The following is a 16,971-nucleotide window of genomic DNA, read 5'->3' on the forward strand; positions in this document are numbered from 1 at the left end:
GTCTATTCTTCAAATCCAAAGGTGAAAAGAGCGCAGTCTATGGTGATTTCCCTGAGCTTTGCGCCAGGATCCATAATTTCTCTGTCCCACAGCATAGGGGTCATGAGAAGGAGATCATCAAGGTAGGCTTCCACGTTTTCCACTGATTTTATTTTTCTTTCTTTGATCACCTTTGCGTTGTCCTTAAGGTGCTGCACGATTTCTGTATTCTGATACTCCGAAAGACCATAGAGCTTACGAAGCTCCTTCAGATATCCTGTTTCGGGAATGACCTTGTAGACGAGTCCGTCTTCCGTGAGCACTCTTCTGAAATCTTTATAGTTTACCGGTGACAGGATATTGACGATGACGTCAATGGACCTGTCTTTAAAAGGAAGATGTGCAAGGTCTGCTACAAAATAGAGTACATCATTGTCCTTTCTTCCTGCGATATGAATGCCGTCTTTTGAGATATCCACACCGATGAGCTCAGTCTCAACACCCTTCTCTTCGAAAAATTTCCCGATGAGGGCAATGTGACTGCCGTCACCGCATCCTGCATCAAGAATTCTTAATGGCTGATCCATATCACCTTTCAGGCGGTAATCCGTATAGATCTCTTCACATACCGCAAGAACGATATCGTCAAAGAACCCTTCTGAGATTACGCGCTCTCTTGCTTCCAGCATGGCCAGATTGTAGTTCTCCTCGCCATAGCCCAGAACAAAGTTTACGGTTCCCTTCTTCGAAATATCATAGGTATGACCTAGTGCACATTTCAGGCTTTTCCCTTCAATCTGGAAATCACCGCTGCATTTCGGACAGAGGAGATTTCCATACTTTCTCATGGCTTCAATTTTCTTATCAATTTTCTTCACTTTACTATTCTCCCATAAACGGCATTTTATATGCCATCTGTGCTTCTGCACTTCCAGATCCTTTTACGGATCCTCTCTAAAGACTGATCTGCATCCCTCTTAAAGGTATATCAGCAGATCATCTCGCATTTCAACATTCTAAATTATAACAGATAAACATTCATTCTGAAAATGATATCTTGTTCTTGCGGATTTCGCATGGAATTCATGGTAAGGCAGGTAAGCCTAAGTGATTTGATAGACAAATCATTTCCTCAATAACAACACCATCTTCCTTTATCATCGGTAAAAATGAAAGGATAATATTGTCAGGTTCATAATATGTTTACCAATTCACTGTCACTTTTGATGGTGTATATCCCTTTTACAATGCTATAATCATAACAGCAGTGCATTCTTATTATTAACTTATTCAACATAACGTGAATATTCAGAATGCACTGTGAATTTATTTTAGGAGGTCCACGCATTTGAAAAAATACACATCAAGAATCGCATCGCTTCTACTGTTCTTATTTCTATTTACTTCCGGTGGATTTATGGCGAAAGCTGATGTCATCAACAAGGCTGACAGACCTAAACACACAACGGTCAGTCTGAAAGATGATTCGCTGGACAAAGTTTCCCTGAAAGGATCACAGACATTCTATAACGATGAAGATATCGTCAGAGTGATTGTAGAAGTTACAGGAAAACCGGTCATCACCTACGCAACCGAGAAAGGAAAAAAAGTCAGCGAAATCGATAAAGCTACCAGACAGAAGCTCATTAAAGAGAACATCGCAAAACAGAAAGCGGTCAAATCTCTGATCAAAGCAGCTGGAATCAGCATGAAAGAGCTGAAAACCTTCGAAAACGTTCTGAACGGTTTCAGTATCGAGACAGCATATAAAAACATCAGAAACATAAAGAATTTAAGTGGTGTCACTCACGTGTCCGTTGCCAACACTTTCGGAAGACCTGAGCCTGAAATGGAAAACAGCAAGGACATAGTGAATGCTGTAGAGACATGGATGGAAACCGGTTATGACGGAGAAGGAATGGTCGTTGCGATCATTGATACGGGTGTCGATCCTTCCCATAAAGACATGATTCTTACAGACACAACCAAAGCAAAGCTCACCCAGACAAGTCTTAACGGATTGCCTGGAACATACAGAACAGCTAAAGTGCCTTACGGCTATAACTATATGGACAACAATCAGGAAATCCTGGACCTTGGACCTGAAGCATCCGAGCACGGTATGCATGTAGCAGGTACAGTCGGGGCAAACGGAGATCCTGAAAATGGCGGAATCAAAGGCGTCGCTCCAGAAGCTCAGCTTCTGGCCATGAAAGTCTTCGGAAATAATCCGGCCATGTCGTCAACCTTCGGTGATGTCATCGTAGCAGCCATCGACGACTCCGTCGAGCTTGGCGCAGATGTCATCAACATGAGCCTTGGCTCAACCGCTTCCTATGTTCAGGAAGACGATCTTGAACAGGTGGCAATCAGAAACGCCATGAATAATGGTGTGATCTCTGCAGTATCAGCAGGTAACTCAGGACTGTTCGGTAACGGATGGGACGACCCATTTGATACCAACCCTGATATCGGCGTAGTAGGATCACCTGGTCTTGCGAGCGAATCCATTCAGGTGGCATCCATAGAAAATACCATCATTACCGCAACTGCACTTGAATTTGTCTATGGTGAAGAAACTGTACTTGCAGCTTATTCATCAGCAGGTCCTAAGGATCCTAAGGATGTATTTACTGGCGAAGTGGAATACCTTTATGCCGGTTTAGGCAAACCTGAAGAATTTGTCGGCGACTTTACAGGTAAGATTGCGCTCATAGAAAGAGGAGAACTCGCATTCGTCGATAAAATCGCAAATGCCAGTAAAGCTGGTGCAGCCGGCGTAATCGTATATAATAATGCAGGAGATGGCATGATTAACATGGCTTATCCTTCAGGCGTTACGATTCCAGCGGTATTCATCGGTCAATCATATGGCGTAATGCTGAAAGATAAAATAGAAGCAGGCACGAACTTCGTTGCCTTTAACGGAAATATGGTTGAAGCAGAAAATCCAAATGGTGGAAAGATGTCAGACTTCACCTCCTGGGGAACCACACCTAATCTGGATTTCAAACCTGAAATCACAGCTCCTGGTGGAGGAATCTGGTCAACTGCTCAGAACAACGGTTATCAGTCCATGAGCGGAACTTCGATGGCTGCACCTCATGTTGCAGGTGGATCGGCCCTCGTTCTTCAGAGAGTTAATAATGATTTTAATTTAGCTGGTGCTAAGAAGATCCAGATGGCAAAAAACCTTCTCATGAGCACAGCAGTTCCACATAATGATATGGGATTGTATAATAATGCCTATAAACTTAGCAAATTCAATTTCACCTCACCTAGAAGACAGGGTGCCGGTGTCATGGATCTTCTTGCAGCTACACTTACTCCTGCTGTCGCTTACGAGAAAACCACAGGTGAAAGCAAGGTTTCTCTAGGCGAAATCGGAAACATGACCACATTCAGTCTGATTATAGAAAACTTAAGTGATGTAGAAGTCACCTATATCCCAAGAGGTACGGTTCAGACAGACCTGAGTGATGACGATGATAACTATCTTGAATCACAGGGTGTCTATATCGACGGAACCCTGAGTGAAGATGGGCCAAACGGATTCTGGTCCGGTGAGTTCCCGATTTCATTCAGTGCAGAAGAATATATAGTTCCGGCTAACGGAAAAGTAGAAGTATCTGTTACAGTCGATCTCTCAAATGCAGTTGAATGGATGATGAATGTTCCCCTAAGTGAAGTATTCGAAAACGGAACCTTCATAGAAGGCTTCGTCACTCTGGATGATGCTGCCGATACTCATCCATCTTTAAGCATCCCTTACATGGGATTCTACGGAGAATGGGACAAAGCTCCAGTAGTAGACGGAACAATCTATAATAATGAAACTACATTCTACGGATATACAGCCTTAGCATCATATGACAGTGCAACAGATGACCTTTCCTTCTTAGGAATCGATCTGGAAGATAATGCTTTATATGAGAACATCGCATTCTCACCAAACAGAGACGGAAGCCAGGATAATGTCATTCCAGTACTTTCCTTCCTGAGAAATGCAAAAGACTTTGAAGCCAATATTCTGGATAAAGACGGAAATGTAGTCCGCAAGCTCTATCTCGAAAACTATCTCAGAAAGAACTACTATGATGGTGGTGACGCTTCACCTTACACTACTAATCTGTCGTGGCTATGGGATGGAACAGTCAACGGTAAGACAGTCAAAGATGGCGAGTACTTCTATGAAGTCAGAACAAAAGTCGACTTTGAAGATGCAGCTTGGCAGAGCCTGAAGTTCCCGGTTAAACTGGATACCGCACAACCTGTTCTTGACAGCGCAACATACGATGAGAAAACAAAGACCCTGAGCGTCAAAGCAAGTGATGCTTTTAGTGGTGTAGTCTATATGGCAGTTGTAAGCAGAGAAACCGAGCCAGTCATAAACTATGACGGCATCTTTGATTTCTCAGTGAATCCAGTGCCTGCAAATTCACAGCTTGTCATCGTAGACCACGCCGGAAACACTCTGGCAACAGATCTGAACAAACTTCTGAAGAAAATCGCTAAGATCAAGCCAGATAAGACTCCTGTAGAGAATGATCCAGTAGAGCCTGTACCAGGTCCTGTAGAAGAAGAACCAGCACAGCCAATACCAGAACCTTCAGAGAATCTTGCAGGTGACGTGACAGCTCCTGTTGTCATGGTAACCTCACCAGAATTCTTTGGTAATCTGCCATCTGGTAATATCACAATTGAAGGAACAGTCTCAGACGAGTCATTGATCGAATACCTCAGAATCAATGGTCAGGACGTCAACATCACATGGGATGGTTTAAGTGGTATATGGGTATTTACTCATGAACTGAGCCTACCAGATGGGTATCATTCCATTGATGTGGATGCAAAAGATCAGTTAGGCAATTCTCTGGCATTTGCACATAAAGTATTCGTAGACAGCACAAAGCCTGTAATTCAGATAAAAGAGCTGCCCAAAACCACAAAGCTCGACAAGATTACTATTGAAGCTCTGGTTACAGACAACCTTCCAAGTCTGAAGGTAAGTCTCAATTCCAATATGCTAGTCAACATCGCTCCAGACTGGTCATACTTTAATGATCTTCCATCAGCAGCATATAACCTGAAGGAAGTTGTCCAGCTCAAAAAAGGCGATAATACCTTTACGATTCTTGCAACGGATGATGCCGGAAATGAAACTGTCAAGACGGTAACCGTTAAGAGAGTAGGACCATAACTAACTACATAGACCGGAGAGTGACTTGTCATTCTCCGGTCTTATCCTGTACATCTTTTCTGTCCAATCCGATTTTTCTCAAAAGCTCAATCGCAATAAAAAGAACTGCATATTTCAGCAGTTCTTTTATTGTTAAGGATAAACTCTACTCCATTTCCTCAAGTGCATGTCCATGGGCATTGAATACCTCAATTGCACTTCCCGCAACATCCTTGTTGATCATCTGCAGAAAGAGATCATAAGGTATTGTACAGGTATGTGCACCTGATGTCAGTGCTCGAACAATCTGACTCGTATTTTTAAAGCTCGCGGCCACAATCATGCAGTCAAGATCCCGTTCATCAATGAAAAGCCTCATCTTCTCTATGGCCTCATAGGGATCAATGCTGTTGTTCTCCATCCTGTTGACATAAGGTGCAACAGAGCTGCATCCGGCAATTGCCGCAAGAATCGCCTGGTCGGCTGAATAGATTGCAGTACCCAGAATTTCAGCATCCTTGTCGTCTTCCTTTATCCGTTTGACGACTTCAAGACCTGATAGATCCATGGAAACCTTATATGCGATGCTGTTCTTTGTGTTCAGGACTTTGATTCTTCTATAGTCCTCAAAAAGCTCATCATCTGTTGAGCCCACTACCTGTACAAAGAGTTTTTCAACCCCCAGATGAAGAATGGCTTCAATCTGCTCTTCGCGGCTTCTGTTCTCCTTTAGGAGTATGGTGGGATTTGTTGTAACTCCTTTGAAAATTCCTGTTTTAAGGGATGCTCTGATTTCTTCCAGATTCGATGTATCTAAAAACATCATTTCACTTCCTTATTTTCTCTCATATGTATATCATCTGTCTGTATCATGGAGGATGACTTGTAGCTGTACATCTTCCCAATAGATTCCCTACGCTGAAGAGGCTGTTCTCATCAGTCTGGCTTATTCCATAGAATCCGCTTATCACAATCATCATGACACTTTTCACTATATATTATACTTCATGAGATAAAAATAGTCCTTCCCGATCAGAATAAAAGCGGGTCACTCCCATCTTTTCAGAAGAGGTATGACCCGCAGATATTGCCTCGTCGGCTGCTTTGCGGTTTTCCTGTGAAACTATCCTTAAAAAATGATCTTATCCTTTTCAAGTCCCAGTGCATCTTCAATGAGTACCCTATGGATATCTACATCAGTTACCCCTTCAACATAGAGATCGGCTATTCCTCCGATGAGAATCTTCAGCATGTATTTGGGATATCTTATGGTCACAAGTCCTTCTTTCTTTCCTTCCTCAATCAGTTTTTCCGCATGGCGGATGGCGATGTCTGAGAGCCTTGTCCTGATGTAGTCGAACACTCCAGGATTTCCAGGTGTGATGTTCATCATGGCCGGATGTTCTCTGATGGATGAGAAGAAGAGGTTAATGATGGCGCTGAGCTTTGTGTAGAAAGACTTTCCGTCATCATTCATGATCTTTTCCAGCTCTTCGTCAACCCCTTTTGAGAACTCATCGATAACAAAAGAGATGAGCTCCTCCTTGGATCGGAAATAGTAGTAGATGAGCCCTTTTGCCACATTAAGTTCCTTCGCGATGTCATTCATGGAAGTTTTCGAAACGCCCTTCTGCTCAAAAAGAGCCATGGCCGTTTCAGTAATCTCCTGTTTTCTTTCTTCCGGATTTTTCGTGATTCTCATCTTATCCTCCTATTCGACTGACTTCAATGATGTGGCCATATCCACCTGCTGCAGCTTCCGGTACATGAACAGATTCACAAATACTGCAAATCCCATGGTCAGAATCATGGAATAGAAATACGACATGGTGCTGATGACTCGTCCGAACATCATGTTGTCGATTTCCATGGTGTTGATGACAAGCCGGTGAAAGAAGAATCCGATGATAAGCCCGACAAGTGTTCCGATGATGGTTAAGAAGATATTCTCCCTGTAGACATAGGCGGAAACCTCCTTGTCTCTGAAGCCCAGCACCTTAATGGTTGCGATTTCCCTGATTCTTTCCGTGATGTTGATGTTGGTCAGGTTATAAAGCACGACAAAAGCAAGTGCTCCTGCTGCAAGAACCAGAATGAAGACCACATAGTCAAGGGATTCCAGGCTCTTTCCGAACTCCTCCTGAATGGTGTCCACAAGCATCGCGCCAAGTACGCCTTCATTCTCGAGAAGCTGCTCATTGAATGCCGATTCGTCGATTCCTTCAGGATCGCTGAGGGTAAACACCCCGGCATTGACGCTTGCATCTCTCAGTGTCACACCCTTGAAGTAGTCCGGACTCATATAGATATAGTGTGAAAGATAATTTTCAACAACTGCAGAGATTTTAAACTCATAGGTTCTTGAATCTGTATCACGATAGACTAAAGTATCCCCGACAGAGACGCCCAGAAGTTTTGACAGCTTCTCTGAAATGACAGCACCATCCTCATTAAGCTCGATTTCCTCTTTGCTTACGCGATCATGCAGGTCGATGAAGCCTCTAAGGCCTGCACTTTCCTCAGGAATGAGAAGGTTTGTCTCATATTCTCTGCTGGACCCTTTCTGATACACCGATACACTTTCGTTGTGCGCGGTCAAGTAGGTTTCTATTTCACTGTTTTCTCCAAGGATGGTCTCTACATTGAGGTCTTCCTTGTCCTCATCAAAATAGACCATTCCGTCATAGACAAAAATGTCTTCAAACTGGCTGCCCATGATGGCATTGACCGAATTGCCTATACCGAAGCCCGTAACAAGAAGTGCAGTACATCCGGAGATTCCAAGCACGGTCATCAGGAATCTTTTCTTGTATCTGAAAATGTTTCTGAAGGTCACCTTATAGGAAAAGCTCATTCTCTTCCAGAGAGGTGTGATCCGTTCAAGTAGTATTCTCTTGCCGGGCTTTGGTGCCTTCGGCATCATGAGGTTTGCAGGTGTCTCTTTAAGCTCGCTCAATGCCGCAAAGAGACTTGCAGATACTGTGGTAAGCACAGCGATTGCTGTGGACAGGAGTGCCAGATCGAAACGGAACGGAGTCATGATATACGGGGTGCTGTACATGGAGCCGTATACTGTAATGATGAGCCTTGGGAACAGCTGGAAACCAATTGTAAATCCGATGATGCTTCCTATAAGGCTCGCAAGAAGCGCATAGGTGATGTATTTCATGGCGATGGTCGGTGTCTTGTATCCCAGCGCCTTAAGTGTGCCGATCTGCACTCTCTCCTCTTCCACCATTCTTGTCATGGTCGTGAGGCATACAAGTGCCGCAACCAGGAAAAAGAACAGCGGGAAGACGGTTGCAAGGGATCCCAGCCTTTTGGCATCATCGCCTAAAGAAGCGTAACCTGGATAACCGTCTCTTGAATAGACAAACCACTCCGTCGGAATTTCAAGAATCATTCTTTCCGCATCACGGATTTCCTCTTCCGCTTCACTGATTTTTTTCAGGGCATCCGCTTTCTCCTTGGAGAATTTTGCCTTCCCCTCAGAAAGCTCGATCTTTCCCTCAGCGATTTCTGTGCGTCCGTCCTTGATGGACTGTCTGAACTCAGCTTCTGCTGTGCTTAGTTTCTTCTCGCCATCTGTAAGCTCTCTTTCGCTGGAATCAAGAGTCGCTTTCGCCTGATCAAGCTCAGCCTTTCCGGCATCGATTTCTCCTTTTGAAGCTTCAAGCTCTCTTAAACCTTCCTCATACCCCAGAAGTCCCTGTTCATACTGCTTTCTGCTTTCAGAAAGGGCAGCGGCACCGGATTCATATTCGAGAACACCCTCTCCATAGGCTGCCTCTGCACCGCTCAGTGTTTCCTGAAGCTCAAGAATGGTAGAGTCCAGAGCGCCTCTAAGGGTAACCATAAGATTCGGATCATCATACGGAACATTGGCTTCAAGAAAAGCGCCAAGCTCAGGGGAAAGCATAGTGATCTGCTGTATAAGGCTTAAGTATTCTTCTTCAGTAAGCTCCGTACCTTCAGGAAGTCCTGCACGGATTCCCTTAAGGCCCTCCAGAGCCTGAGTGAGCAGTCCGATCTGATTCTTCGCCTCCTCTAGCTGAGCTTCTGCAGAAGCGAGATCTCTTTCCCCCTGCTCGATCTGGTTTCTCGCATCATCAAGGGTCGCTTTGGAAGACAGAAGTTCTGCCATTCCATCCTGATAAGCGTTATAGCCTGTCAGCCAGGTGTTGTATCCTGCTGCATATTCGGCTCTGCCCTTCTCAAGTGCATCCTTACCTTCTCTGATTTCCTGACGCCTGTCCGAAAACTCCCGGGTATACCTCGCTTCATTCTCGTTAAGCTTCTTTTCACCGTCATTAATCTCGTTCTCTGCATCGATGAGCTTCTGCTCAGCATCGGCAAGTTTTTCTTCAGCATCCGCCTTTTCTTTCTTAAGCTTTGCCTCACCCTCACTGATCTCATCCTTCAGCTCCTGGGTATCCCGCTGCATGGCAAAAATGCCGTATTCCGAAAGAGAGTCTTTCATCGGTTTATGATACTCGTCGTAGGCATCGGAATAGGCAGTGAGGTTCTTCGATTCCCTGGTTTCGATGAAAAGATCCGTAACCTTATCCAAGCTGAAATCTTCTTCGGGAATGTATCCGAAATAATCGATGGAGCCGTCTCCGATATTCGTCTGTCCTCTTTCATAGGTGATGTAAAGAGGCGATCTCATAAAACCTACCACTGTATAGGTGTCTTCACTGAAAGAGTCTTCAAGATTCTCTTCTTCAGGAAGAGAAATCGTAACCTCATCTCCCACTGAGATGGAATGGAAAGTTTTGACATCTTGTTCAAGGAGGATTTCCCCTGAGGCTTCTGGAAGTCTTCCCTCAGTGACCATGGGTCTGTTCAGTTTTTCCTCCTCATTTAGGGCGTAGCTGTAAAGCTTGATGACGGACCTTTCTTCCCCGGTGCTCAGAAAAACATCCTTGCTGTAGGTCTCCATGACCCTGTATGAATCATCGAGAGATCTGACTTCTTCAAGGTCTTCCTCCGAGAAACCAAGTGGAGACATCACACGGAAATCAGAGAGTGCATAGTCTTTATAGTAGGTATCCGCAGATAGAATCATATCCGGCTTCGTGGCGTTTATTCCGGCGAAGAAACTTACACCAAGAGCAATCATGGCCATGATGGAAAGGAATCTGGATCTGCTGTTTGAAATGGCTCTTTTCAGATCTTTATAAAATGACTTCTGTCTCATTTACCACTCAATCCTTTCTACAGGAACAGGATTTTCGTTGATGTAGTATTCCCTTACTTTTCCGTTCTTCATGCGTATGACTTTATCAGCCATAGCGGTCAGTGCGGCATTATGGGTAATGACCACAACCGTCATCTTTCTCTCTCTTGAGGTGTCATGAAGAAGCCTCAGGATATTCTTTCCTGTGGCATCATCAAGGGCTCCTGTAGGCTCATCGCAGAGAAGAAGCTTCGGGTTCTTTGCAAGAGCTCTTGCGATTGCCACTCTCTGCTGCTCTCCTCCGGAAAGCTGAGAAGGAAAATTATCTGTTCTGTCTTTCAGTCCCACAAGTTCAAGTACCTCATAGGCATCAAGAGGATCTTTTGAAATCTGTGATGCGAGCTCCACATTTTCAAGGGCGGTAAGATTCTGAACCAGATTGTAGAACTGGAACACAAAACCGATGTCAAATCTTCTATATTCTGTGAGCATTTTTCTGGAATACTTGCTGATGTCTTTGCCATCCACAAGAATGGTACCTCCATCTGATGTATCCATTCCACCGAGAAGATTAAGCACTGTTGTCTTACCTGCGCCTGATGCGCCAACAACCACCGCAAAGTCTCCTTTTTCTATGGTAAAATCCACGCCGTCAACGGCGGTGATTGTTACTTCTCCCATCTTATATCTTTTCTGCACGTTATTTAATTCAATAAATGACATTATTCTCACCTGTACCTTCTTTAGTATGCTGTTAGATTCTACGACTGACTGACCGTTAGTCAATCAGATTCCCGATGAAAACACTTTATCATGCCTTTCTTAAAAAAAGAATAGATTGAGCAAAAAAATTCTGTGATTTTTCTGCCGTTGAATATGAAGCACCAGCGCGAGATCTTCCCTGACGAACAGGCCAGGTGAATGATATTGTAAAGCATAGATTTAACCGTTATAATATGAATATATATTGAAATATCAGAATACTCAAAACGAAAAGATTAAAGCTTTAAAATAGACGAGCCACATCATTTAGGAGGATATCTATATGGATGGAAAATTGAGAATCGGACTTGTGGGCCTTGGGTCCATTGCAAGAAAAGCCTACATGCCTGTACTTTCCATTGAGAAAGACTGGGTACTTTCCGGCTGCTACAGCAGAACACCCGAGAATAGAAAAGCGTTCGCGGAAGAATATCGTGTAAAAGAATATGAAAGCCTTGAAGAACTGTCCAATAATGTTGATGCCGTGATCATCAATTCTTCAACAGAAAGCCATTTCGAACTGGCAAAGTTCTTCCTGGAAAAAGGAATCCATGTCCTCATGGACAAACCTCTCGCATCGTCAGTAGATGAATGTGAAAGACTGGTGTTCTTTTCCGTTCACAATAAAGCGAAGCTCATGGTGACCTTCAACAGAAGGTTTGCTCCGCTCTATAAGATGATGAAGGACAACATCACCTCCACCTCGCTCATCAGAATCATCAAGAACAGATCAAACAGAGTGGGACCGGAGAATTCAGAGTTCACTATAAGCGATGACTATATCCATCTCGTGGATACCGCAAGGTGGTTCTTCGACGGCAAGCTCATCATGGTGGATGGCAGTATCGCCGTGAATTCTGATAACCAGCTGATCTATGCCAACCATTACTTCAGCAGTCCTGAAGGATGTAAGATCGAAACGCTCCTACATAGAGACTCCGGAAGAACCCTTGAAATCATCGAGGTCATCAATGAAGGAAAAACCTTAAGAGTCATCGACCTTGCCACGGTCGAAATCGAAGAGAACAATGAAAAGAGAATTCTCTCTCCCTCACAGTGGGATACCGTAGAGAAAACCAAAGGATTCGAAGATGCGATCACGCACTTCGTAAGCTCAGTCCTCACGGACACAGAGCCTGAATCCTCAGGTATGGATGCACTGGCAACACAAAGAGTCATTGAATCCATCATCAGAACAAGCTAAGTCAGATAGAGAAAAAACACCTCTCCCCTTCAGCCCATGAAAAAGCTGATAGGGAGAGGTCTCTTCATTTAAGTTATCATTTTTTTCTTCTAAGTATACTCCATCCTGTAAGACTGCTTCCAATTCCTGATATTATAAAGATCATGGAACTAGCATTCCCAGCTTCAGGCAGTTTTTCAGTTTCTGTTTCTTTTACTATATCACTTTTATCTTCCTCAGACACAACTTCTTCTTTCTCTACTACTGGTGTTGTGACTACTTCCTCTACTACTTCATGAGTATCTGTTTCTTCTATAGGATTATCAGATACTTCTTCTTCAGGAACGGTTACTTCTTCTGTTGTTTCCATAAGCGCATAGTATGAGAAGTGATCCGTAACAAATGTCAATATTCTCTTTCCATCAACAACAGTAACTACAGATTCTTTAAGCGTTACATTCCCGTCATCATCAACAAATGCCATGACAAGATTTTCTATGTCATTGTATTCTTCTGGCACCGGTACCGAAATAGAAATAGCTTTGATATCAGCATTATCGATTTCACTTAAAGTTTCAGTTCCATCAGTTTTAATGATGTTTTTCATCAGGCTCATATCATAAACCAGAAGAGTTTTTTCTGTTTCTCGCGACTTAATCTGAAGATGAAGAACTTCTTCTTTAGTAAGTGCCTTCGCTTCAATTCTGACCTCTACAGCTTTAACATCTTTATCCAGCACTTCAGGCATTCTGATGTTTTCAAAAAGACCTTCTGTTACCTTGATTATCTCTTTATCAGGAAAATCATTAACTATTTTCTGTTCCTTCATCACAGCTGTGATTGCCTCTAAGTATCCTTCTTTTTCTTTACTCTCAGGCATTTCAAGGATTACATTAATTATAGAATCAGCAGTTTCTAAATCAAAATCTTTGCCAACTTCTGCAATATTTTCCTCTAATTTCTCTACGGGTATTGTCTTTATTATATCAAAATCAAAGACTTTCATATCAACTGTTCCAAAATACATCATTCCTGAATTAAACAACTGGTTTCTTGCATGAATTATTAGCCACTCAGCTTCTGGTCCAACTGGTGTAATTCTATCTAAAATATAGCTACCTGCGGCGTACCCTTCCATCTCTGGTGAAAGCTTTCCGGTCAATTGTCCTGCAATATTCATTTCTACTGGTATAACAACTTCTTTATTCGTAGACTTATTAACATAAATCAAGTTGAGTTTCTCATAGTCCCAAAAATTCGCAAATTGAAAAGAAACTTCAAAGGTTTCTCCAGCTCTGATTTGCTTGGTTGTCTGAATATTTTTATAGAATCGCTCAATGGGTGTATGACCTACGCTTATTCCCATCCATTTCAAATCAGTAGTATATGAATACTCAGAATCAAAACCATAATAAGAATCGCTGAAATAAACGTCATTTCTATATCCTGATACTTCTACACCGTAGAGCTTATCCATCGTACTTATGGATTCTTGCTTAAACTGAAAAGTTTTATCACCAGTTTTTTCTCCATACCAGCTATATCCCATGTCAAAACTTTCAGCTCTCAATCGCACTCTCTCTACTACTACATCGGAACCATAATGTTCTCCAAGTTCTACTTCAAGAATGACATCATCATTATAGTCATAGTGATCTTTATTGAATTTTATTGAAGAAAACAGTTCATCAATATCAACATAACCAAGACTCTGTACTTCTAATTCATCTCCATTTACAGTACTTGAAGGACCAATGTTAACTGAGAAAAGAAATACGGCTAGTAGCGATAGTGACAGCAATTTTTTAATACTCATAAAACACCCCATACAATAATATAGTATAAATTTAAGACTATCTCAGAATATCATAATACAATTTTAATATCAATAACTTATTATAACCAGCACTTTTGATTATCTTACTTCTAAGCTACATTTATTCAATATATAATATTTTAATGCATAAATTCTATCTATACTATTATATCAATCGCTAATATCAATTAAAATTCATCTGTAAACGCTTATCAACTACTAAATAAAATAAAGTGTATGATTACTCACTTACGAAGATAAATCACACACTTTATAAATATATATTTTATCTACTCATCAATAGATATGGAGAATCCTCCTATTGCAGATACACCCTGCTGGACTGCAGACTTTGAAAAGTTGTAGATCTCGTCGCTGGTTAAGGTGATTCCGCTTCCTTTAATGATGACGTAGACGTTGAATGAAGCCATCTGATACAGATCTTCAGGAAGTTTGACCTCATAGGATTTCTTCTTATAGCCGTATTCATCAGCACCAGGGCTTTCAGGGTCTAACGGAAGGAGTGGAAGTCTTCTGACTTCATTCTGATTTTCATCCTTTATGACCGCTTCCGCATCATTCAGCGTTTCAAGTAAAGACATGGTTTCCTCATTCATTGCTGTGATATCAAATCTGAGATTTTTATCCTCTTCCCCAATACCGACACTGCTCAGTTCAAGCGCCGTAAACTGATCGAAATAGATTTCCGGAAGAACCTCCTGAAGGTGATTGTCTCCATTTTCAATGACCACATAGGGCTTTATTGTCTTAAGAGACTTGACCGGAAGCACCGCTTCATAGGTCACCCCATTGATGCTCCTCGCCTGCACTTTCTGATTATCAATGATGATGAAAACTTTATCTTCTGTTTTGACTTCCTTAGGTGCGACATTTACCGTCACTTCGAAAAATCCGTCTTTTGCCTCCATATTGCTGCTGCTGTGTGTGAGGATACTTGCGCCCTTTTTCATCTCTTCAAAGAGTCTCTGTTCCATACCCGACAGGTCGCTGGTGAATCCGTTACCTGCTATGACACCTGTCATATGCTGAACCTGATTTTCGATACTTCTCAGTTTGCTGATGAAAATCATGCTGTTTATAGCAAGAAGAATGACAATGCCGCTGATCAGAATGTACTGGATTTTATGTTCCTTGTGATTGTGATCGGGTTCCTGATGCATGATTTAACTTCCTTTCAAATAGACTTATGACAATAAATATTATTATTTAATAATAGCATATTATTTATCTTCATTACTATATGTCCTGCCAGAATTGTACCGTAATCATTCAGATAGACCAAAATCATCTTTATGGAAAAAGCCTCAACGACATAATGGACCGGGAGCATAATGCTCCCAGTCCATCACATTCTGTATTCCTTTTATTCAAGCGGCTCAAGTCTTGCTGTGAAATGTCTGAGAATCTTCGGTTCCCAGGTGATTCTGTAACCCTTCAGTTCATCTTTTCTCTTCTTGATTTCGATGAGCGCTTCCACGATCACATCCAGATGAGACTGAGTATAGACTCTCCTTGGCACTGCAAGTCTTGTGAATTCAAATTCCGATTCAATCTGCTTTCCTGTATCAGGGTCATTGCCCAGCATATAGGATCCGATATCACAGCTTCTGATTCCTGCTTCGATATAGAGCTCAACGGCAAGTGCCTGAGCGGGGAATTCATAGTAAGGAATATGGGGAAGAAGCTTCTTCGCATCCAGAAATACTGCATGGCCGCCGACTGGACTCTGGTAGGCGATACCCGCTTCATCAAGCTTTCCGCCCAGGTATTCCATCTGACCGATTCTATATCTCAGGAAGTCTTCATCAACACCTTCCTGAAGTCCAACAGCAAGCGCTTCAAGATCTCTTCCGGCCAAGCCGCCGTATGAAATGAATCCTTCAGACGGAATGGTGTTCGCTTTGACCTTTTCAAAGATTTCCGCATCGGATTTTACGCCGATGAGGCCTCCGATATTCACGATGGCATCTTTCTTCGAACTCATGGTGAAGATGTCTCCATAGCTGAAGATTTCTCTTGCGATTTCTCTGATGCTCTTGTTCTCATAACCCTTTTCTCTCATCTTGATGAAATAGCAGTTCTCGGCGTATCTTGCCGCATCGATGATCACCTTGATTCCGTATTTCTTCGCAACTGCTGATGTCTCTCTGATGTTTGCGATGGATACAGGCTGTCCGCCTGCACTGTTGTTTGTTACAGTGATGATGATGGCTCCGACATTTTCGCTGCCGTATTCTTCGATGAGTCTTTCAAGTCTCTCATTGTCCATATTTCCCTTGAAAGGTGCATAGGACTCTGTATCAAGAGCCTCAGGCACTACGCAGTCCACTGCTCTTGCCCCTGCGATTTCCACATGAGCTCTTGTGGTATCGAAGTGCATATTCGATATCGATACTTTACCTTCTCCAAGAAGAATAGGCATGACAACTTTTTCCGCTGCACGGCCCTGATGGACCGGCTGAATGAATTCATAGCCGAAAATATCCTTTGCGGATTCCTGAAGCTTATAGAAGCTTTTGGACCCTGAGTAGGATTCATCCCCCAGCATGATTCCCGCCCACTGGTTTGCGCTCATGGCCCCCGTTCCACTGTCTGTCAGAAGGTCGATATAGCAGTCTTCGGCAGCCAGGCTGAACACATTGTAGTTCGCCGCTCTGATCTTTTCGATTCTTTCTTCTCTGGTCAGGATCTTGATCGGTTCGACCATCTTGATCTTGAAAGGCTCTGCAAAGTACTTAACGCTCATTAATTTTCCCCCATCTTCTAAAAATTTGTGCCCCTTATTTATCTGAACCTTAATGCCTAATGTCAAATTTAAATGCAACAAAAATAAAAACAGCTGAAACATAGTA

General features: G+C 42.7%; 10 protein-coding genes. 2 read left to right on the plus strand and 8 right to left on the minus strand.

The window, feature by feature from the left end:
• Positions 1-2 precede the first annotated feature (2 nt).
• Positions 3-857 carry a methyltransferase domain-containing protein gene (locus RTX25_RS11715; protein WP_312653893.1) on the minus strand — a complete coding sequence of 285 codons (855 nt, stop codon included), beginning with the start codon at positions 855-857 and terminating at the stop codon, positions 3-5.
• Between the two features lie 470 nt (positions 858-1,327).
• On the opposite strand from RTX25_RS11715, the gene RTX25_RS11720 reads away from it, so the two are divergent.
• A complete protein-coding gene (locus RTX25_RS11720) occupies positions 1,328-5,179 on the plus strand; it encodes a S8 family serine peptidase (RefSeq protein ID WP_312653895.1) in 3,852 nt (1,283 codons plus the stop codon).
• A gap of 145 nt (positions 5,180-5,324) precedes the next feature.
• Here the strand turns inward: RTX25_RS11720 and RTX25_RS11725 are convergent, their stop codons facing one another.
• From RTX25_RS11725 to RTX25_RS11740, 4 genes are all read right to left on the minus strand, one after another.
• A complete protein-coding gene (locus RTX25_RS11725) occupies positions 5,325-5,984 on the minus strand; it encodes a transaldolase family protein (RefSeq protein ID WP_312653897.1) in 660 nt (219 codons plus the stop codon).
• Positions 5,985-6,287: 303 nt separating this feature from the next.
• A complete protein-coding gene (locus RTX25_RS11730) occupies positions 6,288-6,860 on the minus strand; it encodes a TetR/AcrR family transcriptional regulator (protein WP_312653899.1) in 573 nt (190 codons plus the stop codon).
• A 9-nt stretch (positions 6,861-6,869) separates the two neighbouring features.
• Entirely contained in the window at positions 6,870-10,358 is a 3,489-nt protein-coding gene (locus RTX25_RS11735) for an FtsX-like permease family protein (RefSeq protein WP_312653901.1), read from the minus strand.
• Positions 10,359-11,060 (minus strand): ABC transporter ATP-binding protein, encoded by a 702-nt coding sequence (locus RTX25_RS11740; protein ID WP_312653903.1) that lies wholly within the window; start codon positions 11,058-11,060, stop codon positions 10,359-10,361.
• Positions 11,061-11,382: 322 nt separating this feature from the next.
• On the opposite strand from RTX25_RS11740, the gene RTX25_RS11745 reads away from it, so the two are divergent.
• Positions 11,383-12,303, plus strand: coding sequence for a Gfo/Idh/MocA family oxidoreductase (locus tag RTX25_RS11745; protein ID WP_312653905.1), 921 nt, complete (start codon positions 11,383-11,385; stop codon positions 12,301-12,303).
• A gap of 76 nt (positions 12,304-12,379) precedes the next feature.
• Here RTX25_RS11745 and RTX25_RS11750 read toward each other — a convergent pair whose 3' ends face one another.
• The 3 genes from RTX25_RS11750 to RTX25_RS11760 form a co-directional block, all read right to left on the minus strand.
• Positions 12,380-14,098, minus strand: a complete 1,719-nt coding sequence (locus tag RTX25_RS11750; protein ID WP_312653907.1) for an LPXTG cell wall anchor domain-containing protein — start codon at positions 14,096-14,098, stop codon at positions 12,380-12,382.
• Between the two features lie 290 nt (positions 14,099-14,388).
• Positions 14,389-15,279 carry a hypothetical protein gene (locus tag RTX25_RS11755; protein WP_312653909.1) on the minus strand — a complete coding sequence of 297 codons (891 nt, stop codon included), beginning with the start codon at positions 15,277-15,279 and terminating at the stop codon, positions 14,389-14,391.
• Positions 15,280-15,482: 203 nt separating this feature from the next.
• The gene (locus tag RTX25_RS11760) at positions 15,483-16,865 is read right to left on the minus strand and encodes a tryptophanase (protein WP_312653911.1); all 1,383 of its coding nucleotides are present in this window, start codon (positions 16,863-16,865) and stop codon (positions 15,483-15,485) included.
• Between the last annotated feature and the right edge of the window lie 106 nt (positions 16,866-16,971).

This window comes from Proteiniclasticum sp., from assembly GCF_032054185.1.
In the GTDB taxonomy this organism is placed as follows: Bacteria; Bacillota; Clostridia; order Clostridiales; family Clostridiaceae; genus Proteiniclasticum.